The organism is Pseudomonas sp. GLN_2, from assembly GCF_043106005.1.
Lineage (GTDB): Bacteria > Pseudomonadota > Gammaproteobacteria > Pseudomonadales > Pseudomonadaceae > Aquipseudomonas > Aquipseudomonas alloputida.
The window spans coordinates 15607-40850 of the sequence record NZ_JBICMC010000025.1 but is presented as its reverse complement, the minus strand read 5'-3'; the positions used below and the strand labels follow the sequence as shown (position 1 = coordinate 40850).

The 25244-nt window shown below is 61.5% G+C and carries 23 protein-coding genes; 13 read left to right on the top strand and 10 right to left on the bottom strand.

The features are described 5' to 3' along the window. Window positions 1–333: 333 nt before the first annotated feature. Window positions 334–966: a ribosome biogenesis GTP-binding protein YihA/YsxC gene (gene yihA, locus ACF8Q6_RS06880; RefSeq protein ID WP_003252993.1), complete on the bottom strand. Its 633-nt coding sequence runs from the start codon at window positions 964–966 to the stop codon at window positions 334–336. A gap of 201 nt (window positions 967–1167) precedes the next feature. Between yihA and ACF8Q6_RS06875 the strand changes: the two genes are divergently transcribed. The 7 genes from ACF8Q6_RS06875 to ACF8Q6_RS06845 all read left to right on the top strand — a co-directional run bounded on the left by ACF8Q6_RS06875 (window position 1168) and on the right by ACF8Q6_RS06845 (window position 8400). After that, window positions 1168–1470, top strand: a complete 303-nt coding sequence (locus ACF8Q6_RS06875; protein WP_003252992.1) for a cytochrome c5 family protein — start codon at window positions 1168–1170, stop codon at window positions 1468–1470. A gap of 31 nt (window positions 1471–1501) precedes the next feature. Beyond that, complete coding sequence (locus tag ACF8Q6_RS06870; protein ID WP_003252989.1) at window positions 1502–2119, top strand: cytochrome c; 618 nt, start codon at window positions 1502–1504, stop codon at window positions 2117–2119. Between the two features lie 151 nt (window positions 2120–2270). Beyond that, window positions 2271–2903 (top strand): thiol:disulfide interchange protein DsbA, encoded by a 633-nt coding sequence (gene dsbA, locus ACF8Q6_RS06865; protein WP_003252987.1) that lies wholly within the window; start codon window positions 2271–2273, stop codon window positions 2901–2903. A gap of 12 nt (window positions 2904–2915) precedes the next feature. After that, window positions 2916–3770 (top strand): endonuclease/exonuclease/phosphatase family protein, encoded by an 855-nt coding sequence (locus ACF8Q6_RS06860; protein ID WP_003252985.1) that lies wholly within the window; start codon window positions 2916–2918, stop codon window positions 3768–3770. Between the two features lie 27 nt (window positions 3771–3797). Continuing rightward, window positions 3798–5735: a diguanylate cyclase gene (locus tag ACF8Q6_RS06855; RefSeq protein WP_392490490.1), complete on the top strand. Its 1938-nt coding sequence runs from the start codon at window positions 3798–3800 to the stop codon at window positions 5733–5735. A gap of 73 nt (window positions 5736–5808) precedes the next feature. Beyond that, a complete protein-coding gene (locus ACF8Q6_RS06850; RefSeq protein WP_011953154.1) occupies window positions 5809–6597 on the top strand; it encodes an N-acetylmuramoyl-L-alanine amidase in 789 nt (262 codons plus the stop codon). Between the two features lie 204 nt (window positions 6598–6801). Then, window positions 6802–8400, top strand: a complete 1599-nt coding sequence (locus ACF8Q6_RS06845) for an EAL domain-containing protein (RefSeq protein WP_161774701.1) — start codon at window positions 6802–6804, stop codon at window positions 8398–8400. Between the two features lie 14 nt (window positions 8401–8414). On the opposite strand, the gene ACF8Q6_RS06840 is transcribed toward ACF8Q6_RS06845, so the two are convergent. Together ACF8Q6_RS06840 and algB are read right to left on the bottom strand one after the other, a co-directional pair. Continuing rightward, window positions 8415–10196: a KinB sensor domain-containing domain gene (locus ACF8Q6_RS06840; RefSeq protein ID WP_011953156.1), complete on the bottom strand. Its 1782-nt coding sequence runs from the start codon at window positions 10194–10196 to the stop codon at window positions 8415–8417. Further along, on the bottom strand, window positions 10193–11539 hold the full coding sequence (gene algB / locus ACF8Q6_RS06835) for a sigma-54-dependent response regulator transcription factor AlgB (protein ID WP_003252973.1): 1347 nt from the start codon (window positions 11537–11539) through the stop codon (window positions 10193–10195). The genes ACF8Q6_RS06840 and algB overlap by 4 nt, the downstream gene beginning before the upstream one ends. Before the next feature lie 210 nt (window positions 11540–11749). Between algB and ACF8Q6_RS06830 the strand changes: the two genes are divergently transcribed. From ACF8Q6_RS06830 to ACF8Q6_RS06805, 6 genes are all read left to right on the top strand, one after another. Then, on the top strand, window positions 11750–12571 hold the full coding sequence (locus ACF8Q6_RS06830) for a BON domain-containing protein (protein WP_011953157.1): 822 nt from the start codon (window positions 11750–11752) through the stop codon (window positions 12569–12571). A 172-nt stretch (window positions 12572–12743) separates the two neighbouring features. Next, a complete protein-coding gene (locus ACF8Q6_RS06825) occupies window positions 12744–13034 on the top strand; it encodes a hypothetical protein (protein ID WP_392490491.1) in 291 nt (96 codons plus the stop codon). A gap of 43 nt (window positions 13035–13077) precedes the next feature. Then, window positions 13078–13239 carry a DUF1328 domain-containing protein gene (locus tag ACF8Q6_RS06820; RefSeq protein WP_003252966.1) on the top strand — a complete coding sequence of 54 codons (162 nt, stop codon included), beginning with the start codon at window positions 13078–13080 and terminating at the stop codon, window positions 13237–13239. Between the two features lie 2 nt (window positions 13240–13241). Next, complete coding sequence (locus ACF8Q6_RS06815) at window positions 13242–13712, top strand: inhibitor of vertebrate lysozyme family protein (RefSeq protein WP_004575249.1); 471 nt, start codon at window positions 13242–13244, stop codon at window positions 13710–13712. A gap of 743 nt (window positions 13713–14455) precedes the next feature. Continuing rightward, window positions 14456–15784, top strand: coding sequence for a glutamate/aspartate:proton symporter GltP (gltP, locus tag ACF8Q6_RS06810; protein ID WP_011953158.1), 1329 nt, complete (start codon window positions 14456–14458; stop codon window positions 15782–15784). 147 nt (window positions 15785–15931) lie between these two features. Further along, a complete protein-coding gene (locus ACF8Q6_RS06805) occupies window positions 15932–17161 on the top strand; it encodes a nucleoside recognition domain-containing protein (RefSeq protein ID WP_392490492.1) in 1230 nt (409 codons plus the stop codon). On the opposite strand, the gene ACF8Q6_RS06800 is transcribed toward ACF8Q6_RS06805, so the two are convergent. The 7 genes from ACF8Q6_RS06800 to ACF8Q6_RS06770 form a co-directional block, all read right to left on the bottom strand. Continuing rightward, window positions 17143–17778 carry an ABC-type transport auxiliary lipoprotein family protein gene (locus ACF8Q6_RS06800; protein WP_392490493.1) on the bottom strand — a complete coding sequence of 212 codons (636 nt, stop codon included), beginning with the start codon at window positions 17776–17778 and terminating at the stop codon, window positions 17143–17145. The two genes, ACF8Q6_RS06805 and ACF8Q6_RS06800, sit on opposite strands and share 19 nt — an antisense overlap. Next, window positions 17775–18713 carry an MlaD family protein gene (locus ACF8Q6_RS06795; RefSeq protein WP_392490494.1) on the bottom strand — a complete coding sequence of 313 codons (939 nt, stop codon included), beginning with the start codon at window positions 18711–18713 and terminating at the stop codon, window positions 17775–17777. The genes ACF8Q6_RS06800 and ACF8Q6_RS06795 overlap by 4 nt, the downstream gene beginning before the upstream one ends. A 3-nt stretch (window positions 18714–18716) precedes the next feature. Next, window positions 18717–19508 carry an ABC transporter ATP-binding protein gene (locus ACF8Q6_RS06790; RefSeq protein ID WP_011953162.1) on the bottom strand — a complete coding sequence of 264 codons (792 nt, stop codon included), beginning with the start codon at window positions 19506–19508 and terminating at the stop codon, window positions 18717–18719. After that, window positions 19505–20638: an ABC transporter permease gene (locus ACF8Q6_RS06785; protein WP_392490495.1), complete on the bottom strand. Its 1134-nt coding sequence runs from the start codon at window positions 20636–20638 to the stop codon at window positions 19505–19507. The genes ACF8Q6_RS06790 and ACF8Q6_RS06785 overlap by 4 nt, the downstream gene beginning before the upstream one ends. Before the next feature lie 201 nt (window positions 20639–20839). Then, a complete protein-coding gene (locus ACF8Q6_RS06780; protein ID WP_003252945.1) occupies window positions 20840–21865 on the bottom strand; it encodes a DUF5924 family protein in 1026 nt (341 codons plus the stop codon). A 93-nt stretch (window positions 21866–21958) separates the two neighbouring features. Further along, window positions 21959–23365: a M16 family metallopeptidase gene (locus tag ACF8Q6_RS06775; RefSeq protein WP_392490497.1), complete on the bottom strand. Its 1407-nt coding sequence runs from the start codon at window positions 23363–23365 to the stop codon at window positions 21959–21961. A gap of 30 nt (window positions 23366–23395) precedes the next feature. Continuing rightward, on the bottom strand, window positions 23396–25054 hold the full coding sequence (locus ACF8Q6_RS06770) for a Na/Pi cotransporter family protein (protein ID WP_392490503.1): 1659 nt from the start codon (window positions 25052–25054) through the stop codon (window positions 23396–23398). Window positions 25055–25244 lie beyond the last annotated feature (190 nt).

The following is a 25244-nucleotide window of genomic DNA, read 5'->3' as shown; positions in this document are numbered from 1 at the left end:
CCGCCCTAGCGGTCCGGACTTGGACCCCGAACTTCCCCCTCCCCATACGAAGTCCGGGGTTTTTTTTGCCCGGAATTTGCCGGATGGCTTGTACTGAGCCCCCGTAGGAGCGGGTTTACCCGCGAATGCGATGTCGAATTCACCGCTGCATTCGCGGGTAAACCCGCGCCTACAATCGCCTGCGCCCAATCACCAAAGCGTGTCCAACCCCGATCAGGTGTAGGAGCGGGTTTACCCGCGAATACGGTAGTGGCGGCAACGGTGAACGGCGGGTGGAGAGCAGGCCCGGCCCCTTTGCGGGCAAACCCGATCCTACGGGTCAGGCGCAAAGCATTAAATGACCGGCTTGTCTTCCAGTTCCATCCAGTCTGCCAGCACTCGGTAGGCGTCTTCCACGCCCAGGCGCTTGGGTGCCGAGAACAGCTGGATGGTCACGCCATCCCCCCAGCCCTTGCGGATTTCCGACTGTACTTTCAGCAGTGTGTTCTTGCCCGCGCCGTGGGTCAGCTTGTCGGCCTTGGTCAGCAGGATGTGCATCGGCATGCTGCTGGCCTTGGCCCAGTCGAGCATCATCTTGTCGAAGTCGGTCATCGGGTGACGCACGTCCATCATCAGGATCACGCCACGCAGGCACTCACGGCTGCCCAGGTAGGCTTCCAGGTGTTTCTGCCAGTGCTGCTTGAGCGGAATCGGGACTTTTGCATAACCATAGCCCGGCAGGTCGACCAAACGCCGTTCATCGTCCAGACTGAAGAAATTCAACAGCTGGGTGCGTCCGGGCGTTTTCGAGGTACGCGCCAGGCTGGCATGAGTCAGGGTATTGAGGGCGCTGGATTTGCCGGCGTTGGAACGGCCGGCAAAAGCCACCTCGTAGCCCTGGTCGTCCGGGCATTGTTCGACCTTGGCTGCGCTGAGGGCGAATTTGGCTTTCTGGCAGAGGCCGAGGATGGGGTTCTTGACTTGCATGGGATATCCGATGTGGGTGTTGCCTGACTTTGTAGAGCCAAGCCTGGCAAGCGGTGTCGTTTCCGTTTGGATGGCGGAAGTATATAATGCCCCAGTTTTTGTGTGCTCATTCTCCCAGCGAAGGAGAACGGGCATGGGGTGTCGAACAATAGCTCGCGCAACAGAACGCAGCGCGGCCCCCAACCCTGAAGGTCGTTCCGCATGGCGAAATGGCTGCTTGCTGTCGGTATGTTCCTGCCGTTTTTCAGCGCACAGGCTACACAGGATCCCGAGGTGTTGTACAACCGCACGTGTGCGGCCTGCCACACCGGGCAGTTGCCACAGGCACCCAGACGGGGTGACCGGGCAGCATGGGAGCCAAGGCTGGCGCAAGGCATGGATGTACTGGTGAAGCACGTGACCCAGGGTTTCAAGGCTATGCCGCCGCGTGGATTGTGCATGGACTGCAGTGCCGAGGACTACCGTTTGGTCATCCTTTGGATGAGCGGCAGTCCCGATACATAACATTTCACCCTTAGCCGTGTTGGATTAGCTGATGAACAAACTAGTCGTGAGTCTGCTGTTGACCCTGGGTGTCGCTGGTGCGGCCACTGCTGCGCAACCTATCAAAGGCGATGCCGCCGCTGGCCAGGCCAAGACCGCCGTCTGTGGCGCCTGCCACAATCCTGACGGCAACAGCCTGGCACCGAACTTCCCGAAACTGGCCGGCCAAGGCCAGCGCTATCTCGAAAAACAACTGCACGATATCAAGTCGGGCAAGCGTACCGTGCTGGAAATGACCGGCATGCTGGCCGCATTCAGCGACCAGGATCTGGCCGATATCGCCGCCTACTTCTCCAGCCAGAAAGGCAGCGTGGGTGCCGCCGATCCCAAGCTGGTCGAGCGCGGCCGTGCGCTGTTCAATGGTGGCGACCTGGAAAAGGGCATGCCGGCCTGCACGGGCTGCCACTCGCCTAACGGCGCGGGCATCGCCCTGGCCGGCTTCCCGCACCTGGGCGGGCAGCACTCGCAGTACGTGGCCAAGCAGCTCACTGATTTCCGCGAAGGCAACCGCACCAACGATGGCGATGCCATGACCATGCGCACCATCGCTGGCAAGCTGAGCAACCATGACATCGAAGCGTTGGCCAGCTACATCCAGGGCCTGCATTAACTTTCGGTTAATGTTGTAGGTCAATGATGAAAGGGTGGCCGGGCTGCCCTTTTTTCTGTCCGCAGCCGTTACACTACAGAACTCGAGCCCTTCCCGGCCTGTCTCAGTGCAGGTCGCGTCGTGGCGACCCATGACTGCTCAGGAGTAAAGCATGCGTAAACTGATTCTCAGCGCTGCGCTGGTCGCCGCCAGCGTATTCGGTATGACTGCCGTTCAGGCCGCCGAGCCTGTCGCCGGCAAGGAATACATCGAGCTGAGCAACCCTGTTCCGGTTTCCGTGCCTGGCAAGATCGAAGTCGTCGAGCTGTTCTGGTACGGCTGCCCACATTGCTACCACTTCGAGCCGACCATCAACCCTTGGGCTGAAAAGCTGCCCAAGGACGTCAACTTCAAGCGCGTACCGGCCATGTTCGGTGGCCCGTGGGATGCACACGGCCAGATGTTCCTGACCCTCGAAGCCATGGGCGTCGAGCACAAGGTGCACGCGGCGGTGTTCGATGCCATTCAGAACCAGCACAAGCGCCTGACCGACAAGAACGACATGGCCGACTTCCTCGCCACTCAAGGTGTGGACAAGGACAAGTTCCTCGCCACCTTCGACTCGTTCGCCATCAAGGGCCAGGTCAAACAGGCCAAGGAATTGGCGAAGAAGTATGAAATCACCGGCGTACCGAGCATGGTCGTCAACGGCAAGTACCGCTTCGACCTGGGGACTGCCGGCGGACCGGAAGGCGTGCTGAATGTCGCCGACCAGCTGATCGACAAGGAGCGCGCTGCCAAGTAGGCGGCGTCACCCATGCCCCGCTTCAGAGCTACGCGTGGCATTGGCCTGCACGAGCCGCAGGTCAACGAGCATCACCTGCAGGCCCCGGGCCTGCCCGAGGATGGTCGTCTGCGGCTGCTCAGTTTCAACATCCAGGTGGGCATCAGCACCGAGCGCTACCGCCATTACCTGACGCGTAGCTGGCAGCACCTGCTGCCGCATAACGGCCGTGCCGGTAACCTGCAGAAGATCGGCAGGTTGCTGGGCGACTTCGACCTGGTGGCCCTGCAGGAAGCCGATGGTGGCAGCCTGCGCTCGGGCTACGTCAACCAGGTTGAACACCTGGCCCACTTGGGGGCCTTCCCCTATTGGTACCAGCAGCTCAACCGCAACCTTGGGCGTTTTGCCCAGCACAGCAACGGTGTGCTCAGCCGCCTAAAGCCGCAACTGCTCGAAGACCATCCGTTGCCTGGCCCGGCCGGGCGAGGTGCGATTCTGGTGCGGTTTGGCGAAGGCGAAGATGCGCTGATAGTGGTGATGATGCACCTGGCATTGGGGGCCAAGACCCGCGCCCTGCAGCTGGGTTATATCCGCGAGCTGATAGGCGGCTACCGTCACCAGGTGCTGATGGGTGACATGAACACCCATGCCACCGACCTGCTGGAGCATTCGCCACTGCGCGACCTGGGCCTGGTCGCCCCGCAAGTCGAGGCCACCTTCCCCAGTTGGCGACCGCAGCGTTGCCTTGATCATATTTTGCTCAGTTCAAGCCTCACGCTGGAGCGTGTCGAGGTGCTGGCGCAGCCAATTTCGGACCACCTTCCCGTTGCTGTCGAGATTCGATTGCCTGATGCATTGACTGTGGATACGCTGCCGGTTTTGAGCTAATTGCCATCACCGTTTGCGGACCCGGGCATGACTGAAGACGCTGAGCGCTGGAAAGAAAAATACCTTAAAAGCATCGAGCAGCAAGAAAAGCTCGAACGCCGTTGGGATGCCCGTCTTGACCTGCTGCGTCGAGGCCTGGTGCGCAGCACCCTGGCTGCTGAAGGCAGTGACAAGGTGGTAGACGAGTGCATGAAGGAAATGCGCGATGTCATTCGCAGCGACAACATGGACGCCGGCCTCGCCGGCTTGATTCCGCGCCTTGAGAAAGCGGTACTGGATTCCGAACAGCGTCGCGAAACCCGCATGAACCAAGTCAGCGATGCGCTGACCGCACTGGTTGGCCAACTGCAAGGCCTGCCCCTGCCCAGTGATATCTCGCGGCCATTGAAAAAACTGGCGAAGAAGCTCGACGGCGGGGTTGCCCAGTCACGCGAGCTGCCGCCGCTGTTGGGCGAGTTGAGCGGCTTGCAGGGGCGCGCGCTGTCGGCCCTTGGCAAGCCGGGTGAAGAAGCCCGACCCGGTTTTCTGCAGCGGTTGTTCGGAAGCCGCGAGGAAGATGCACAGGCAGGAGCAGAGCTTGCGCCGGTGGCGTTGCCTGCTGCCGAGCTTGTGCCCCAGGCAGCCGGCAGTGCCGAGCCCTCGCGGCCCGATGACGTCGATGCGCTACAACCGTTGCCGGCCCCTGCTGCTCCGACTGCCGAGGTGGCCGAAGCGCCCGAGCTTGAGCTGGAGGCATTTGGCCCGGCGCTGATCGAAACGGCCGAAATGGCGCCAGCCCCGTTGCCAAAGGACAAGGCGCCTTTGCCGGAAGCTGCAGTTTCCGCCAGCGAGCCGTTGGCTGAGGCAGAACCCTTACACGCTCTTGAAGAAACCTTTGGTGAAGACGGCCCCTATGCCCTGCCCTACGCAGTGGAGCCGCCTTACAGCCAGGTTGCCGCGCACATCGAGCAGACCCTGATCGGTCTGCTCGATGACCTTAGCCTGCCCGAGCGCCACAAGGCTCAGGCGTTGGAAATGCGCGAGCGGGTTGCGCGCGGCTTGAACTGGTATGAGCTGATCCCGGTGCTGGATGACTTGGCAGTCCTCATGCTGGCGATCACCGACAGCGGCCAGCACGAATTCGAAACCTACCTGCAGCAGCTCAATGAACGCCTGGAAGGTTTCCAAAGCCACCTGCACGAGGCCAGCGCCGGTCACGCGGACAACAGCACCGCTGCCCGCGAGCTGGATAGCCAACTGCGTGAGCACGTCGACGGCCTGCAAAGCAGCGTGCAAGGTGCCGCCGATGTAGACAGCCTCAAGCACATTCTGGAAAACCGCCTGGAAGGCTTGCTGCTGACCATGGACGAGCACAAGCACGAGCGTGATCGCCGCGAGCAGGAACTGGCCGGTCGCCTGCAAGGCTTGTCGGAGCGGGTGGCGAGCATGGAGCATGAGGCGCTTGGCTATCGCGAGCACCTGGAAGAACAGCGCCAGAAAGCGCTGCTGGACCCGCTCACCGGCCTGCCCAACCGTGCGGCCTGGAGCGAGCAAGTCGAACGCGAAATGCTTGACTGGCAGGAAAACGGCGGTCATCTGGCGATGGCGATTCTTGACCTGGACCATTTCAAACGCATCAACGACAACTATGGTCATCTGGCTGGGGACAAGGTCCTCAAGATCGTGGCCGACCAGTTGCGCAAGCGCCTGCGGGGCCGGGATTTCATCGCCCGTTTTGGCGGCGAGGAATTCGTCTTGCTGTTGCCGCAGACTACGCCCGCAGTCGCTGCGCAAATGGCCGAGGTGTTGCGCGCCACAGTCGAAGCCTGCCCATTCCACTTCAAGGGTGAACGGGTAGTGATCACCACCTCCATCGGCCTGGGTGCATTCCGGTCTGGCGAACGCAGCGACCAGGTGCTCAAACGAGCCGATGCAGCGCTGTACCGGGCAAAGGAGCAGGGGCGTAATCGCGTCGAGCATGGTTAGCCAGCCGCTGTCCGGCAGGCACAGCGCAGGTGAGCACGTTATACTGTAGCGCTCATACGCTGAGGCCACTGACGTGCTTTCCACGCTTAAAAAAACCCTGATTTCCTTTTTGCTGTTGTCTGTCGCCGGTTGCTCGACGGGCCTGCGCATCGACCGCAGTCACCCTTCGGCCAATCAGGACAACCGCATCCAGTTCGTTGTCCTGCATTACACCAATGCTTCGCTGGAGCGCTCCCTGGCGCTGCTTACCCAGGGTGAAGTCAGCAGCCATTACCTGATTGGCGATGGCCCGGCAACGGTGTATCAGCTGGTGGATGAAAACCGTCGTGCCTGGCATGCCGGTGATAGCCAGTGGCAGGGGCGCACCTGGCTGAACTCCTCGTCCATTGGTATCGAGATCGTCAACCCGGGCTTTACCGACACCCCGAACGGCCGGGTCTGGCACCCTTACAGCGAGGCGCAGATCCAGTCGCTGATCGCGCTGCTCAAGGACATTGTCAAACGCAACAACATCGAACCACGCCATATCATCGGCCACAGTGACATCGCCCCGCTGCGCAAGCTGGACCCGGGGCCATTGTTCCCGTGGAAGCGCCTGGCCGATGCCGGGCTGGGTATCTGGCCGGATGCTAACGCCGTGGCACGCCAGCAAGCCTACTTCAGCGTCAACCCGCCAAGCGTTGGCTGGTACCAGCAGGAGCTGGCACGGTTTGGCTATCAGATCGAGCAGACCGGCGTGCTGGATGTCGCCACACGTCATGTGATCGCCGCCTTCCAGATGCGCTTCCGCCCGCAGCGCTTCGACGGCATGCCGGATGCGCAGACAGCAGCGATGCTGCAGGTACTTAACCGCATGCGTTGAGTCACGGCGGGCGGGATCCTTGTTGCAAGCCTTGCGCTGCGAAGAGGCGAGTAGGGTCGGCGCAGTTGTATCGACTTTAACGGTCTCATCGCATCCACAAGGCTGCTTCTACAAAGCGCGTGGGTGGATTGCAGCGAAGCGCCAAACGGTGAGGGTGATTATTGATTCCGTTGCTATACCTTGGTTATCAACCGGATGCCTTCGATGTCAGCCCTCATTGCCTTGCTGCGCCAAATTTTTTACCGTCCCTGGATGCTGGCCACTTTGGCAGCGCTGGCCAGCGCCGCGGTGTTGCTCTCTGCCAGCATTGGCATTGCCCTGCAACAAATGAAGCAAAGCGAAAGCGAACAGATGAATGCCCAGGGCGAGCGTTTTCTGGACCGGCTCGAACAGGTGTTCGGCCAGTTGCGCGAAGGGGTCGACCTGCTGCAGGCCCAACCTTTGCGCGGCTGCAGCCCGGCGATGCTGGCAGCCCTGCAACAGGTTGGCCTGAACTCGCGGTTCATCTATGAAGCGGCTTATGTAGATGGCAATGTTGCCTGCTCCAACCGCGGTGATGAGCGAGCGTTCGTTCCCTTGCGGGCGCCAGATATCCAGGGGCCGACGTACAGCTACTGGCTTAACACAACCACCGAGCCGAACGAGAACCTGGCAGCACTGATGCTGGGCCGGGGCAAGTTTCTGGTGTCCACCTCCCGTGGGCATTTGACCGATGTGGTGGACCTGCCCCCGGGCGGCAGCCTGGTCGTGGTGCTGGACAACGGCGCCCGGGCCATTCCGGTGCTCGGCCCGCCACAGGTATGGCCTCCGCCCTCGGCCTGGTCGACCAGCCACAAGTCGCTGCTGGAACTCAGTGATCGGCTGATCTACCGAATGCCGACCAAGTCGCCGGATTACCAGCTGGTACTGATTGCCCCGAGGGCCAGTCTGCCGCTGAGGATGAACGGCATGCTCTGGTTGCTGTTCCCCGGCAGCGTGCTGGCGGCCTGCTGTATCGGTTGGTTGGTACTGCAGTTGATTCTGCAACGGCGGTCGATGAGCTCAGAGTTGCAAAATGCCTTGCGTCGAGGAGAGCTGCAGGTGCTCTACCAACCCATCATCGAGCTCGACAGCCGGCGCTGTGTGGGCGCCGAGGCCTTGGTGCGCTGGCGCCGCCCGGACGGCACTCTGACCAGCCCGGACCTGTTCATTCCGCTGGCGGAGAATACCGGGCAGATTCGCCAGATCACCGACTTTGTCCTGCAGCGTGTGCTTGAACAGCTTGGCCAGCTATTGCGCTCGCACCCCAAGCTATACATATCGATAAACCTGGCGGCCTGCGATGTGATGGTGCCACGTATTGGCCGGGTGGCGGCGCGTTTGTTGGCCTTGCATCGAGTGGCGCCCAGCCAGATTGCCTTCGAGGTGACCGAGCGCGGCCTGATCGACGTGGTGGTCGCCCGTGACAATTTGCAGGCGCTACGCGCCGTGGGGCACCAGGTGCTGATCGACGACTTTGGTACCGGTTATTGCAGCCTGGCCTACCTGCAAACCCTGCCCGTGGACTGCCTGAAGATCGACAAGGCATTCATCGACGCTCTGGGCCACGATGCCGCCAGTAGCGGCGTGGCCCCGCATATCATCCGCATGGCCCATGACTTGCACTTGCGGGTAATTGCCGAAGGTATCGAGTTCGAGGACCAGGCAGTGCTGCTGAACAGCGAGGGGGTCAATTATGGCCAGGGCTGGTTGTTCGCCCGCCCGCTGAACGCCCGGCAGTTTGCCGAGTTGGTGACTCGCGGGCACCTGCCGCGGCGGGTGTAGGCGCGTTTAAGCAATCAGACCGGCAACGCCATGTAGAACTGGGTCCCCTGCCCCGGCCGAGAAAACACGCCCATACGCCCTCCGTGCAGCTGCACAATCTCCTTGCACAGCGCGAGCCCCAGCCCAGCACCGCCTTTCTTGCGACCTACCTGCACGAAAGGCTCGAAGATGCGCGCTTGCTGCCCATAGGAAATGCCCTCTCCATTGTCCTCGACGCTGATGATCACCCGTTCCGCATGCCGTCGGGCATGCAGGCGAATGCGCCCGCCGTTGGCGGTATGGCGGATGGCGTTGTGCAGCAGGTTGTCCAGCACTCGATCCAACTGGGCGACGTCGGCCTGGATGCGCGGTAGCGGCGGGTCCAGTTCCTTGATCAACTCGATCTGCTTGTGCGCAGCGTGTTCGGCAAAGCGCAATTGCGCATGCTCCAGCAGGTCGTCGATGGCACAGGGGGCCAGCTCGAGCTTTTGCAAACCGCTCTGATAACGGGAGAAGTTGAGCAGGTCGTTGATCAGTTGGGTCAGACGCTGCATTTCTTCGCCGATGGTTTCCAGCAGGTCGTTCTCGCGGGCTTCGGGCGGGAACTTGACCCGCTCGCGCAGCAGGCCGAAGGCCATGTGCATGCCGGTCACCGGGGTGCGCAGTTCGTGGGAGGCGCGCAGCACGAATTCGCTGCGCACTCGCTCGAAGGCTCTTTGCTCGGTCACATCGTGCAGCACCATGACTGCGCCGAGGATTGGCCCCTGCGGGTGGCTGACCGGGGTCAGGCTGTAGGTGAGCAGGCGTGATTCGTCATCGACCTCCATGTTCAGGTCGTCCGGTGGGCGGTCGAGGCTGCCCCCGCGCAGAACCTGGCGCAGTTGTTGCTCAAGCTCGGGTCGCTGCAGGGCTTCGACCAAGCTGCTGCCCACGCGGCTATCGTTCCAGCCCAGCTGGCGCTGCGCTACCGGGTTGAGGTGCTCGAGGCGGCCCTGGCGGTCGATGATCAGCAGGCCGTCGTCAATGCTGTCGAGTACGGCCTGTAAACGCTGCTGGCCGGCCAGCAGCTCGTCAACGTTGGTGGCCTGGTGCTTGCGCAAGGCATCGGCCATCAGACCAAAACGGCGGGTCAGCTGGTTAAGCTCGGCGGCCTGGGTAACCGGCAACGTAACGTCGAAATTGCCCTTGCCTAGCTGGTCGGCCGCCTTGGCCAAGGCTTCGATCGGCTGGCCGAAACGCCGGGCGATATTGTGAGCGGTGATAAACCCCAGTACCAACACCACCAACCCCATCAGGCCGAGTACACCACTGACCAGCAAGGCGCGGTCACGGGTGCGCTCCTCGCTACGGGTAATCAGGTCCAATGCCTGCTTGTGGGAATCGATCAGGTCGGTGCGCACCTGATTGAACGCGGCCCCAAGCGGCTGATCGGCACCCATGCTGCGAGCGGGTGTGGCGCTGTCGCGATAGGTCTGGAGGAAGGCCTGGTAGTTGCTGCTGGCCTTGCTGAAACCGGTGCGCTCACCGCCTTGCTCCAGCCCTTGGTTGAGCAGGTCCTGGAAGTTTTCCTGCAGCAGCCGCAGGCTTTCCGGGGCGGTATCTTCATCGAGAATCAGCATCAGCTGTTCGCCCAGGTTCTGGCGCAACTTCAGCCCCACTTCCAAAACATGGGTGGTATCGCGCACCAGTTGCTGTTGCACTGTAGCCATCTGCAGCATGCTGACCAGACCCAGCAGCAGCCCCAGCAACGCCACCGTGACGAGCGTCGATATGCTGAGGAAAAGCCGCGTCCGCAGCTTCATGGGCGGCCATTTCATAGGTTGTACTGCTTGCGCTTGCGGTACAGGGTAGAAGCATCGATGCCCAAGGTCTTGGCGGCTTGATCGAGGGTATCGCTGGCGGCCAGTACGGCACCGATATGGGCACGTTCCAACTCATCTAGGCTAAGCGCGGCACCTACGCGTGGTGCATTGCCGGCGGGTTGTTCACCCATGCCCAGGTGGCTGATTTCCACGCGTTCCTGCGGACAGATGATGCTGGCCCGTTCCACTACGTTGCGCAGTTCGCGAATGTTGCCAGGCCAGCGGTAATTGAGCAGGGCGGTGCGCGCCTCGTCACTGAAACCGCGGGCGGGCCGGGAGTATTCCTTGACGAAACGGGCGAGGAAGCGGTCGGCCAGGATGAGGATGTCTTCACTGCGCTCGCGCAGCGGGGGCAGGTGCAGGGTAATCACGTTCAAGCGGTACAGCAGGTCTTCGCGAAAGCGGCTTTCGCGCACCATCTCTTCGAGATTTAGGTTGGTGGCAGCCAGGATGCGTACATCGGCACGCCGGGTAACCGGGTCGCCGACGCGTTCATATTCCTTGTCCTGGATGAAACGCAGCAGTTTGGGCTGCAAGGTCAGCGGGAAATCGCCGATCTCGTCGAGGAACAATGTGCCCCCGTCAGCCTGGCTGACCCGCCCCAGGGTGCTTTCGCTGGCGCCGGTGAAGGCGCCGCGGGTGTGGCCGAATAGCTCGCTTTCCATCAGCTCGGCGTTAAGCGACGGGCAGTTGATGGTCACGCAGGCTTTGCGTGCACGCTTGCTCCAGCCATGGATGGCCCGTGCCAGTTCGCCCTTGCCGGTACCAGATTCGCCAAGGATGAGGATGTTGGCGTCCGTGATGGCGACTTGGCGGGCGGTTTCCAGCACCGCCATCATGGCCGGGCTATGGGAATCGAGGCCGTCCTTGGGTTTGCGTACTTCACCTTCCAGGGCTTCCAGGCGCGCAGAAAGCTGGCGCACCTCCAGTTGCTTGGCAGTGGCCAGGCGCAACTGGTCGGGGCTGCACGGCTTGACCAGGTAGTCGGCAGCGCCGGCCTGGATGGCATCCACTGCGGTGTCGATCGCTGAGTGCGCGGTGACGATCACCACCCGCATCCACGGGGCCTGGATACGCATCTGTGCCAGCACGTCGAGGCCGTTGTCTTCACCCAGGCGCAAATCGAGGAAGCATAGGTCGAACACCTGGCGCTGCAGTAGGGTTTCTGCCTGAGCGGCGCTGTTGGCCGTGGCCACGCTGTAGCCCTCGTCTTCCAGGCAGTAGCGGAACGTGCGCAGGATCGCGGACTCGTCATCCACCAGTAGAATGCGGCCTTGGTTGTCCTGGGCTGATTCCATTTCCTGTGCTCCTTAGGGAAAGATCTTTATTTAGTGTGGGAAAAATCGGGCAAGTTGCATGGTCAATTCTGAAGGATTCTGTCCTTTGCATGCTAGCCAGTGGCCGAACGATGTCTACAAGCCGTGATTCTTCAATGATTTGCTTAGAGACACGCGCTGGCACATTGGTTGCGATGTTTTTCAGATTTTGCCCACGAAGGAGGCACTGCCATGCCCTTTTCCCTGCGTACCGCCGTTTTGGCCGCCACCCTGCTACCCATGTTTACCCCGGCATTCGCCGACCCTGTGCAGGACGCGCGCCTGGAAGGTGCCCTGCAAACCGCTTTATCACTGAACCGCATGCTTGATTCATTTCGTATCAAGGTTGAAGTGGACGGCAAGCAGGCGCGGCTTTCCGGTGAGGTGGAGAACGAGGTCGAGCGGCAGCTGGCCGAGGACGTGGCCCGCGCTACCCGGGGCATCGAACAGGTGGAGAACCTGCTGCAGGTCAATACCCAACTGGTGGAGCGTCCACTGGAGTTGCGTGCCTACGCCCAGCGCCTGGAGGATGTGACCCTGGCGGCGGTGATCCGTGCTCGGCTGTTGTGGAGCCGTACCACCGAAAAGGCCCCTATAGAAGTACAAAGCAGTGAAGGTGTGGTGACGTTGCGTGGCAAGGTCGACAGTGCCGAAGCCAAGGAGTTGGCGGGCGTGGTAGCGCGTACCACCGACGGCGTGTACTTGGTCAACAACCTGGTCAGCCTCGATACCGCTGCCATGGCCAAAGCGCGGGAAACACCAGCGGGTGCGCCAACCGGGCCGCAGCCAAGCGACAGCTGGATCGTCGACAAGATCCAGAGCAGCTATCGCTTCAGTCGCAACCTCGATGGCCTGAACCTGAAGGTGGCCAGCGAGGCAGGCATGGTGCGGCTCTCGGGCGAAGTGGTTAGCGCGGAGCAGAAAACCATCGCCGTGGAGATCGCCCGGCAGATCATCGGCGTACGGGGCGTGGACGCTGACCTGCTGAAGGTGGCGACCAAGGTTGAAGGCTGATCGTGCAATTCGCACGACCGTACAGGCGCCATCGTGCAGGATACGTCCTCACGATGCATTCGTGTATTAGTTAAGTCATTGATTTATAAGGATTTTATTTAAATCAAAAGGCTGGCATGCAGGCTGCAATTACCTGTTCAGGTTGAACAAAAATTACAGCAGGAGAGCCAGCATGAACCGCCAATCCGTCAACCGCTCGCAGAGCGCCGCACTGCCTTTGCGCCAGATGCTGACACTCGGCATGGCGATGCTGCTGACCTTGGCCGCTGGCCTCTTCTATTACAGCGTGCAGACGGCGCGTCTGGCTGAGCAAGTGGCAGCTCAGACTGCCCTGTTGACGCAGATTCAGGCAACCCGTGCCAACACCATGGTCAAGGCTGCTGACTGGCAGCCAGCTGGCCAGGCCATTGCCTCACCGGCCACTGTGGAAAAAGTTGTTCCCCAGGAACGCTGGGTTTTCTGACCAGGCGGCCGGATCGATTCCGCAAAAAGAAAGGAGAACTACCATGCTGAGTTGGGCTATCACTTTCCTCATCATCGCCATTGTCGCCGCCGTATTGGGCTTCGGTGGTATCGCGGGCGCTGCTACAGGTATCGCCAAGATCCTGTTCATTGTCTTCCTGGTATTGTTTGTAGCCTCCTTCTTCTTTGGACGCGGACGAGGTTGAAGATGAGCAGGAAGCTTCGTTCAGCCGTGGTCGCCGCCCTGTTGCTGGGCGGCAGCGCGGCGGCCATGGCGGCCAATGACGGTCAAGTTCGGGTCGACCAGCTGCTCGGGTCGGACCCGGAGTACCGGGAAACCTGGCAGGACACCCTCGAAGGCGAGGAACGCCTGCCCGATTGGGTGGTCAATCTGACCGGCAGTGCCCAGGAGCAGATGTCTGCCGTTACGGAAGACGGCGACAAATACTTGGTCGGCCCGCTGTGCGAAAAACAGGACAACTGTACCTACAAGCGGCTGATCGTGGCGTTCAGTTGGGACAAGGATGATGCCTACGGAATGCTCGTGGAGGTGCCCGAAGGTTTGCCGAGCGACAAGTCGCCCACCCGTCATGCGCAGTACCGCTGGCTGGGCAAACCTGACGACGGCATGAAGGCAATGCTGCAGGAGCAGCTCAAACGTGACCCGAACTGGTACTGAGCATTATTGCCGGCACGGATGAAAGGTCACTCACTGTCACGTAATAGAAGCTGAAGCTTTCTATAGTTCAGCCTTCTATGATGCGCCACCCCGAGGAGGGGTAGCACATGACCAAGGGGTCGGGCTGTTCTGATTGTTTCAGGATCGGAGTGGCCTAGGGGTACAGGGAGTGCCTCCAGTAATGGGCCGGGTCAGGAAAGGCGGAATCGGAAGCCTCAGGTCGGCGGTGTCACAGGGACGCCTTGCCAGACCTGACTTCCGAGGAGCCATGTAGGAAACGTCGCTTCCCTTGCGCGTTTTTTCCCCTGGGACACATTTTGTCTCGACCGTACATCAAATTTTTTTCGACCTTCTTGGTGCTGCTACAAGTGGCATTTACGCCATTCGGATTGTCGAACAGGCCATCTTTCATGTCCTACCTGTCCCGCCAAATCTGCCGAAATATGGCGGTTTGGTCTTGTTCGGGATTCCGAATGTTATAAATCAAGCACTTGCGAAGCTGCCGGCTAGGTCGAAAACAGTATGCATAAACGGCATGGGCTATGCGTTTCAGGCATTAGCTTTCGCCCCTTGCCGTCGCAATAGTTGCCGCCTTTTTCGCTGGCCAGAGCGCCCGGTCGCTCGCCTGCGGTGTCCTTACATGACGTCGCCTGACGGAACCGTTACTGCCCGTGACCTTGCCTATGGCGCTGTTACGCGTGTTTCCGCCAGGTGCCATGACCACTAAAACAAAGGGTAAAGACATGAAGAAGGCAAAACTGAGCCTCGCCTGGCAGATCGTCATCGGTCTGGTCCTGGGTGTTGCAATCGGCGCGCTACTGAATCATTTCAGTGCAGAAAAGGCATGGTGGATCAGCAACGTCCTTCAGCCCGCTGGTGACATCTTCATCCGCCTGATCAAGATGATCGTCGTCCCGATCGTGATTTCGTCGCTGATCGTGGGTATCGCCGGTGTTGGCGACGCGAAGAAACTGGGCAGCATCGGCCTGAAGACCATCATCTACTTCGAAGTGGTGACCACGATCGCCATCGTCGTAGGCCTGGTGCTGGCCAACCTGTTCCATCCAGGTGCCGGCATCGACATGAGCACCCTGGGCACGGTGGACATCTCCAAGTACCAGGCGACAGCGGCCGAAGTGCAGCATGAGCACGCATTTATCGAAACCCTGCTCAACCTGATTCCGTCGAACATCTTCGCAGCGCTGATGCGTGGCGAAATGCTGCCGATCATCTTCTTCTCGGTGATGTTCGGCCTGGGTCTGTCGAGCCTGCAGGCAGAGCTGCGTGACCCGCTGGTGCGTACCTTCCAGGCTGTTTCGGAAACCATGTTCAAGGTCACTCACATGATCATGAACTATGCCCCGATCGGCGTGTTCGCCCTGATTGCCGTGACCGTGGCCAACTTCGGTTTCAGCTCGCTGCTGCCGCTGGCCAAGCTGGTGCTGCTGGTGTACTTCGCCATCGCCTTCTTCGCCTTCATGGTACTGGGCCTGGTTGCCCGCCTGTTCGGCTTCTCGGTGATCAAGATCATGCGCATCATGAAAGATGAGCTGATCCTGGCCTACTCCACCTCCAGCTCGGAAACCGTGCTGCCGCGGGTGATCGAGAAGATGGAGAAGTACGGTGCGCCAAAGTCGATCTGCTCGTTCGTGGTACCGACCGGCTACTCGTTCAACCTCGACGGTTCGACCCTGTATCAGAGCATCGCGGCGATCTTCATTGCCCAGTTGTACGGTATCGACCTGTCGTGGAGCCAGCAGCTGCTGCTGGTACTGACCCTGATGGTCACTTCCAAAGGTATCGCGGGTGTGCCGGGCGTATCGTTCGTGGTACTGCTGGCCACCTTGGGCAGCGTGGGCATTCCGCTGGAAGGCCTGGCCTTCATCGCTGGCGTGGACCGCATCATGGACATGGCCCGAACTGCGCTGAACGTTGTGGGCAACGCCTTGGCTGCATTGGTCATTGCTCGCTGGGAAGGCATGTACGACGCGGTCAAGGGCGAGCAGTACTACGCCTCGCTGCTGGCCGAGAAGCAGGAAGCTGCAGTGGTTGGCGAAACCGCCAAGCGCTGAGCCTGATGGCTGTTTGACCAAGAGCCCCGACTTGTCGGGGCTTTTTGTTATCTGCGAGATCTTGAGCCGCGCCTACAAAGGCTCGCGATCGCCAGTCACAGGCTGCGATACGCTATTATTCGGGCACTTTTCAGGGGGAACATACGGATGCTCAACGGCCTTTGGCTCGGCTTTTTCCTGGTGGCGGCGGTGTCCGCCATGGCCCAATGGCTGGTGGGTGGCAACGCAGGCATCTTCGCGGCAATGGTCGAAAGCATCTTCGCCATGGCCAAGCTGTCGGTCGAGGTGATGGTGCTGCTGTTCGGCACACTGACCCTGTGGCTGGGCTTTCTGAAGATCGCCGAGAAGGCCGGTATCGTCGAGTGGCTGGCCAAGGTGCTAGGCCCGCTGTTCGCCCGCCTGATGCCGGAGGTGCCGCCCGGCCACCCGGCCCTGGGCCTGATTACCATGAACTTCGCCGCCAACGGCCTGGGACTTGACAACGCCGCTACGCCGATTGGCCTGAAGGCCATGCGCGCGCTGCAGGAGCTGAACCCTGGCAGCACAACCGCGAGCAACGCGCAGATTCTGTTCCTGGTGCTCAACGCCTCGTCGCTGACCCTGCTGCCGGTAACCGTCTTCATGTACCGGGCGCAGCAAGGCGCACCAGACCCGACCATGGTGTTTCTGCCAATCCTGCTAGCGACCAGCGTCTCGACCCTGGTAGGTCTGCTGTCGGTGGCAGTGATGCAGCGTTTGCGTCTGTGGGATCCGGTGGTGCTTGCCTACTTCATCCCCGGCGCTTTGCTGCTGGGAGGCTTCATGGCTTTTCTTGGCACCCTGTCGGCCGCCGCGCTGGCCAGCCTGTCGTCGCTCATGGGCAACCTCACGCTGTTTGGCGTGATCATGCTGTTCCTGGTGGTGGGCGCCCTGAAACGGGTGAAGGTGTATGAAGCCTTTGTCGAAGGCGCCACGGAAGGCTTCGATGTGGCCAAGAGCCTGCTGCCCTACCTGGTCGCGATGCTGGTGGCGGTGGGTGTGCTGCGCGCCTCTGGTGCCCTGGAGCTGGCCCTGGACGGTATTCGCCATGCGGTGAACTGGATGGGCCTGGACACGCGCTTTGTCGAGGGCTTGCCCACCGCGCTGGTCAAGCCGTTCTCTGGCAGCGCAGCGCGGGCAATGCTGATCGAGACCATGCAGACCCAAGGCGTGGACAGTTTCCCTGCCTTGGTGGCGGCGACGATTCAGGGCAGCACCGAAACCACCTTCTACGTACTGGCCGTGTACTTTGGTGCCGTGGGCATCCAGCGCGTGCGCCATGCGGTCGGTTGCGCACTGCTGGCCGAGTTTTCAGGGGTGGTCGCGGCGATCTTCGTCTGCTACTGGTTCTTCACCTGAACCTTCAGCTGTGCCTGGTTGGCCTGGGCAATGGTCCAGCTCACCACCTGCCCCACCAGCTGGTCGCTGGCCTGACCAAAGCCGGCGACTACCGCTGACACTTGCTTGTCGGCAAGCGGCTGGCGAATCTCGAAGCGCTTGCTGGCCTGGATGCGCTGGTCGCGCGCATTGACCAGACGCGCATCGTAGCGGATCACCACCTCCACCGCCCCGCCCGGGCGGTACTCACTCTGAAACGCCTGCAGCTCGCCAGCCAGCTCGTAGTCGGCTTGCAGGTTGCTGTCGTCAGCGCTCAGGCGCTGCACCTGGCCGTCACGCTGGAATCCATCAAGCAGGCGGTTGCGCAGCAGCACCGGAGCCGCATCGCTCCAGCGTGCGCCCTTGTAACTGCTTATCACATCGCCTTGTGGAATGACGGCAATGCGCGGCCCGGCCAACACTTCACTGGCCAGCGGCTTGTTCAGGCGCAATGACCACTCCAGCGGCGGGGCTGTGCGGCTGGGCTGGTTCACCGGCAGGCGATAAAGGTCCACAGGTTCGCTCTTCGGCAGGATCGAGCAGGCACTGACCAGGCTCAGCGAGGCCGCCAGGGTCAGCAGGCGCAGCGACAGATTCATGGCTGGAACTCCTTGTTGTTGTCGCGGCCAAGCAGGTAGCCGCTCGGGTCGGCCTCCAGTTGCCGGGAAATGCCTTTGAGCGCGTTAAGGGTTTCGCGCAGTTCACGAATGGCCGGGGCGAGCTGGTTCAGGCTCTGGGCGCCGTCACCGATAGCCTCGCTGTTGTTCTGGAGCAGGTTATTGATGGTTGCCGTGCTTTGGGCCAGTGACTGCATGGCCTGTTCGGCGCTACCGATCGCCTGTTTGCCTTCGCTACCCAGCAGGCCGTTGGCATTGCGCATCAGCGCCTGGGTTTCGGCCAGGGTGGCGCTGGCCTGATTACCCACCTTTACCAGCTGTTCGATGGCCTCGGCGATGCTGCCGTGCTGGCCGGCAAAGGCGCCGGTGGTCTTGTCGAGGTTGGCCAGCGTGTTGCTGAGGTGGCCTATGTTGTCCTCAGAGAACATCTGGTTGGCGTTATGGAGCAGCATGTTGATGTTGGTCACCAGGTCGCTGCTGTCGTTGAGCAGGCGCGAGATTGGCGATGGCGAAGCGATGATCACCGGCAGCTTGCCATCCTTGCCTTTAAGCTCGGGGCTTTGCGGGGTGCCGCCACTGAGCTGGATGAATGAGTTGCCGGTGACGCCGGCCAGGGTCAGCTTGGCCTGGGTGTCTTCCTTCACCGGGGTATCGGCGCTCAGGCGCACCCGTGCCAATACCCGGCGCGGGTCTTTCGGGTCCAGACGCAGGGTCGAGACGTCGCCCACCTTGATGCCGTTGTACTGCACCGTGCTGCCTCGGGAAAGGCCAGACACGGCTTCGTTGAACACTACTTCGTAATCCTTGAAGGCGTTGTCGACACTGGACTTGGCCAGCCACAGGCCGAACAGCATGGCCCCGGCCACCACCAGAACGGTGACCAGGCCGATGAGGACGTGATGGGCTCGGGTTTCCATTGCTCAGCGCTCCTGCCCGGCACGGGTGGCAGCCTGTTCGGCGGCGCGCCCGCGTGGGCCGTGAAAGTATTCTTGGATCCAGGTGTCGTTGGTCTTCTCGACCTCGGCCAGCGGGCCGGCCACCAGGACTTTCTTTTGCGACAGCACCGCGATGCGGTCGGTGATGGTGTACAGGGTGTCGAGGTCGTGGGTGATCAGGAACACCGACAGCCCCAGAGCATCGCGCAGGGTAAGGATCAACTGGTCAAATGCCGCGGCACCGATCGGGTCCAGGCCAGCCGTGGGTTCGTCGAGGAACAGGATGTCCGGGTCCAGGGCCAGGGCGCGGGCCAGTGCTGCGCGCTTGATCATGCCCCCCGACAACGAGGCCGGGTACTTGTCGGCAGCCGAGATCGGCAACCCGGCAAGGGCCAGTTTCACCCCGGCCAGGTGCTCGGCATCGCTACGGGACAGCCCGGCGTGCTCGATCAGCGGCAAGGCCACGTTTTCGGTCACCGTCAGCGAAGAGAACAGCGCACCCTTCTGGAACAGCACGCCAAAGCGCCGCTCGACCAGTGAACGCTGTTCTTCGCGCAGGCCGGTCAGGTCCTGGCCGAGCACCTTGATCTGCCCTTCATTGGGCCGGCGCAGGCCAATGATGCTGCGCAGAAGCACCGACTTGCCGCTGCCTGAGCCGCCTACCACGGCGAGGATTTCGCCGCGGTACAGGTCAAGGTCTAGGTTTTCATGTACCACCTGGCGGCCGAAGCGGTTGCAGATGCCGCGGGCTTCGATTACGCAATCCTGGCCACTCACCAGCCCATCTCCATGAAGAACAGCGCTGCCACCGCATCCAGCACGATGACCACAAAAATCGACTGCACCACTGCCGAGGTGGTGTGTGCCCCCACCGACTCGGCGCTGCCGCTGACCTTGAAGCCTTCCAGGCAGCCGATGGCGGCGATCAGGAAGGCGAAGAACGGTGCCTTGGCCAGGCCTACCAGGAAGTGCTGCACGCCAATGTCGCTTTGCAGCAGCGACAGGAACATGGCCGGCGAAATATCCAGCGTCAGGGCGCATACCACCGCACCGCCAACGATGCCGCAGATCATCGCGACAAAGGTGAGCAACGGTAGCGAAATCAGCAGGGCCAGTACCCGCGGCACCACCAGCAGTTCCATGGGGTTGAGGCCCAGCGTGCGGATGGCGTCAATTTCTTCGTTGGCCTTCATCGAGCCGATCTGCGCGGTGAACGCGCTGGCAGTGCGGCCGGCCATGAGAATGGCGGTCAGCAGCACGGCGAATTCGCGCAGGAATGAGAACGCAACCAGGTCGACGGTGAAAATGGTCGCGCCGAAGTCGGCCAGCACCGTGGCGCCGAGAAAAGCGACTACAGCGCCCACCAGAAAGGTCAGCAACGCAACGATGGGTGCGGCATCCAGCCCGGTCTGTTCAATGTGTGCCACCACAGGAGTGAAGCGCCAGCGATGTGGCTGGAAGGCGCGGCGCAGTAGGGTTTCTAGAATCACACCAACGAAACCAAGCAGTTGCATGCTGTCCTGCCACAGCGTGCCGACGGCGCAGCCGATGCGCTCCAGCAGCAACAACAGCACATTGCGCTCGGGCTCCTTGACCGGGATGCAGTAATCCTGGACCGAACAGTAGACATTCTTCAGCAGCGCCTGGCTGGCTTCAGGCAGCGCGTGGGTACAGCGCGACAGGCGCTCGGAGCCTAGCAGTTCGGCCAGTAGCGAAGCGCCGGCGGTGTCCAGGCGGCCCAGCTGGCTGAGGTCGGCGACGGTGTTGGCAGCGCACTGCGTGCGCAGGCGCTCGCTCTCGCGCTTGAGGTTGGCGTAGTGTGCCAGGGTCCAGTCACCGGTAATACGCAGGCAGGCGGGTTGGCAGCTGGTGTCCAGGGTGGCGCTGGGGGTGGTCATAGGCTCCATGCAATTGACTCGGCGCTAAGGCTTAGGGGCTGATCATAGCGCAGGGGGCATGGGCTGTTTGGTGATTATGTGCTGTGTGTGCGCTTGGCAGCAGTGCCTTGGCGCAGGCTTGTGCTGCGAAGAGCTCGTAAGCGCCCACGGAAGTGGTGTGCTGTACCGGCCCTTTCGCAGCACAAGGCTGTTCATGCGCAAGGCAGGGGGTCAACTACCCGCGGGTGCATCATTGACCACCTTGAAGCGCAGCACGCCAATCACTTGCCCATCCTCGGTCAGCACCCTCACCTGCCACTTGCCTACCGGATTGGGTGGGAAGTTCTGCTTGTGGGTCCAGGCCCGATAGCCTTCCTTGCGCCCGCCGTGGATGTCCAGGGCAATGCGGTCGACCTCTTGGCCGTCCTTCTGCCACACGTGGTAGATCCGCTCGTTCAGGCCGCGTGGCGCGTTGATGGCGGTGTAGGCATACAGGCCACTGCTGCGAATGCGGCTGGCGGCAATTTCGTCCAGCGAGTCGCCTGGTTGGCGGTTCATGACTTCGGTACTCACCGCCACCTCGGTCATCCACAGGGTTGCCGGCGGTACCCAGGAGCGCAGCAGCCAGCCACCGGCACCGACCGACAGGGTAACCAGAACCAGTGCCACGGCGCGGCGCCAGTTGTTGATCGGGAAGCTGCTGGCCAGGCTGGGGAAGGACAGGGCCATGGCTGCGATCAGGGCCAGCTTGAAGCTTTGTGCGGTGGTCAGGTGCAGGATGATCGGTAGCGCGGTCAGCAGAGCGGCAAACAACGTCAGGGTATGCAGCGCCAGGAACAGCCAGCGCCGTGGTGCCAGCCACTTGTAGTACAGCGGGTCAGTGATCGAAACCAGGCCGGCGGCGCCGAGCAAGCCGGTGAACACCAGCTGACCGCTGTTCCAGGTGGTGGTGATGAAAAAGAACGGCAGCACGAAGAACAGCGTTTCCTGGTGGATCATCTGCGTTGCATAGCGCAGCAGCGGCTGAGGGATCTCGCGGTTGAACGTGCGCGCGAACAGCCCGGTGAGGGTGTTCTCCAGCATCAGCCAGACCCAGCTGACCAGCATGAGCACGGCGACCCAGCTGGCCAGGCCAGCCTGGCGGTCGACCAGGATGAAGCTGCCGATACCGGAGAGGAAACCGCCGAGCGCAATGATGCCGGGGTAGCGCTTGAGGAGTTCGATGACGCGCTGGACGATATGGGGGATTTGGGGCATTGGGGGCTACAACAGAAAAGTGAGGTGGCTGTGCCAGCCTCTTCGCGGGCAAGCCTGCGAAAGGGTCGGTACTGGCAAAAGGATACCGCCGATTTACCGCTGCCGTGTAGCACCACTGGGCCGTTCAGGCCCATGCCGCCGCCAGCGCAACAGCCCTGCCGCCAGGCACAGCCCCACAAGCAAGGCCATCAGCCCGTAAAGCTCGTCATAGCCTAGCAACGGCTTTTCGATGCGCACATAGCCATCTTCCTTGAGCAGATCCTTCAGTGCCTCGTTGGCCTGTTCCAGGCTGACCTGGCGCAGCTTGCGCACCGGGCTGGCAAAGCGCCCGTCGGTATAGTCGTTCAGCGCCCCCCAGTAGTAGTCTGCCAAGGCGCTGTTGCCTTGTGTGCTCCAGCTTTCCTTGGCGATGCTGGCTTCCTTGATGCGGGCGAAGGTGTCCGGGTCCAGGCCTTCCTTGCGCAGGTGGTCGAACAGGGCCTGCATCACCTTGACAGCCTTGTCGATGTCATCGCGCTCAAGGTCCGCATTGAGGCTGAGCAGGCCGGTGTCGCCAAAGCTCTCACGTTCCACGGAGGGGCCGTAGGACAGGCCGTTGCGCAGACGCAGCTGGTCGTACAGCGCCCAGTCCAGGTAGCGCGAAAGCAGGTCGAGGGTGGCTTGATGGTCGTTGTCCAGCACCGGCTCGATGAACAGCCAGTGCAATTTGACACTATCACCCAGCCAGCCGCGGGTCAGGTTGCGACGCTGTTCGGCCTGTTGGCTGATGCTTTCAAGGTTGCGGCGCTCTTCGGGTTCAGTGGCGGGCAGTTCGCCGAACGACCGCTCCAGATAGGCCGGAAGCAGGCGATCGAGGCCACCGACCATGATCAGGGTCATGTTGTTGGCCGCGTACCAGCGGTCACGCAACGCCTGAACTTGCTCCAAGGTCATGTCGTCGAGGTTGGAGCGCTCCGGGCATTTCAGACCCAGCTCGGTGGCCAGCTGGTCGTTGGCCGGATGGCCGATATCCTGGCGGTCGAGCCAGCGCTGCAGGTGGCCATAGTGGCCGCCATCCTCGCGCTCTATGATGCGCTTGGCGGTGGTCAAGGCCTTGGCGTCGATGGTGGTATCGCGGATGACTGCCAACAGCAGGTCGAGGACCTTGCGCTGGTTGCGCGCCGGGGCCTCGATGACAAAGGTGGTGTCGGCACTGCTGGTATAGGCGTTCCACTCGCCGCCGAGCGCTTGCAGGCGCTCTTCCAGCCCGCCTTCGCCTGTTTCGTCGATGCCACTGAAAAGCAGGTGCTCAAGCAGGTGTGGCAGCTCTTTCTGCTCGCAGTCGAAATCATCCAGGCCCACGCCGACCACTAGACGAATCGCCACATGGTCCCGTTCGTAGCCGTTTTTCAGGATGACCTGCAGACCATTAGGCAACAGGTAGCCTTCAACCCGCGAGCGGTCGAGGGCGAACGAGGGCAGGCTGCAGATCAGCAGGCAAACGAACATCAGGCAACGCATGGGCGAGCGAGGGTCCTCAGCTAGGAGAAATCACGGCTGGCGGGCTTCATCGGGCACACTGTCGAGCATCAGCCCTCCGGTGTCCGAGCCGCCCAGTACCACATAGGCACTGCTACAGAACAAAGAGTTCAACCGCTTCATGTCGGCGATCAGCTCCAAGTGTAGCGAACTGGTCTCGATACTCTGCACGACCTTGCGCTGCAGGCGGCTGACATGGGCGTGTGCGAGGCGCCGTTCCTGGGCACGGAACCGGCGTTTTTCCCGCAGCAGCAAACGGGCGCTTTCCGGGTCGGCACTGAGGAACACCGACAGGCCCAGGCGCAGATTGGCCAGCAATTGCTCCTGCAGGCCGGTCAGCTCTTCCAGGCCTACCTGGGAAAATTCCCGACGCTGGCTGGTTTTCTGCTGCTGGACCTTGCGCAGCATGCGTTCGATCAGGTCACAGGCGAGTTTGAGGTTAATTGCCAGCTCGATGATTTCGGCCCAGCGGCGGTTGTCCTGTTCGCTGAGGTCTTCCCGTGACATCTGCGCCAAGTACAGCTTGATTGCGCTGTACAGGGCTTCGGCGTCTTCGCCCAAGGCGCGAACTTGCTGCGGCAAGGCGGTCTGGGTGCCACGCAGGGCTCCAAGCATGGCTTCGAGCAGGCTGTCGACGATGTCCCCCAGGCGCAGCGTTTCGCGGGCGGCGTTGGCTAGCGCCAGGCTGGGCGTTTCCAGGGCCGAGGCATCAAGGTGGCGGGGGCGGACCTGACCATTGCCGGTTTCCCGTTCAGGCAGCAGGACGTTGCACAGCCGACCCATCGGCTTGACCGTGGGCAGCATGATCAGACAGCGCAGCGTGTTGTAGAGCAGGTGAAAGCCGATGACCAGCTCCTGCGGGCTGAAACTCAGCGAGTCCATCCATGCCACCAGCGGGTGCAGCACAGGGATGATCAGCACCAGGCCGATCAGCTTGTACAGCAGGCTGCCCAAGGCCACCCGCCGCCCGGCGGCGTTTTGCATGCTGGTACTGATGAAGGCCAGCAGCCCGCTGCCGATGTTGGCGCCGACCACCAGCCCGATGGCTACCGGCAAGCTGATCAGTTCGGCGCCGGCCAGTGTTGCTGTGAGCAGAACGGCGGCCAGGCTGGAATAGGAAATCATGGCGAACATTGCCCCGACCAGAGCGTCGAGCATGATGTCGCCGGTCAGTGAGGCAAACAGCACTTTCACGCCCTGGGCATGGGTGATCGGCGCAGCTGCCTGCACGATAAGTTCAAGTGCCAGGATGATCAGGCCAAGCCCGATGCCCACCCGACCCAGTTGGCCGGCCCGTGTCTGCTTGCGCGAAAGGAAGAAGATCACGCCAAGGAAGATCAGCAGCGGCGACAGCCAGGACAGATCGAAGGTCAGTACCCGGGCCATCAGTGCGGTACCCACGTCGGCACCCAGCATGATCGCCAAGGCCGGGGTCATGGCCATCAGGCCTTGGCCGACGAAAGAGGTGACCAGCATGGCCGTGGCGTTACTGCTTTGAACCATGGCCGTGACCAGAATACCGGCGATGAATGCCAGCGGGCGCTTGTCCATGTTCTGGCTGATGATGCGTCGCAGGTTCGAACCGAATACCCGGAGGATGCCGGTACGCACAATGTGGGTACCCCAGACCAGAAGCGTCACGGCCGAGAGCAGGTTGAGCAGGGTCAGCATGGCGAAGGCCCCCTGTTGCATAGGCCCATCGGGCCAAGAAAAGAAACGTGAGCGTTTGAAGAATTTTCGGTGCTCACTCAAAGCTTTAGCTGTTTTGCCAAGCTGTCGCCAGCTTCGCATGGCAGACATTTATTTGAAACAGATCTTGAAACGAATGACTGCCTGTCGGGGCTGCTTCGCGGGCAAGCCA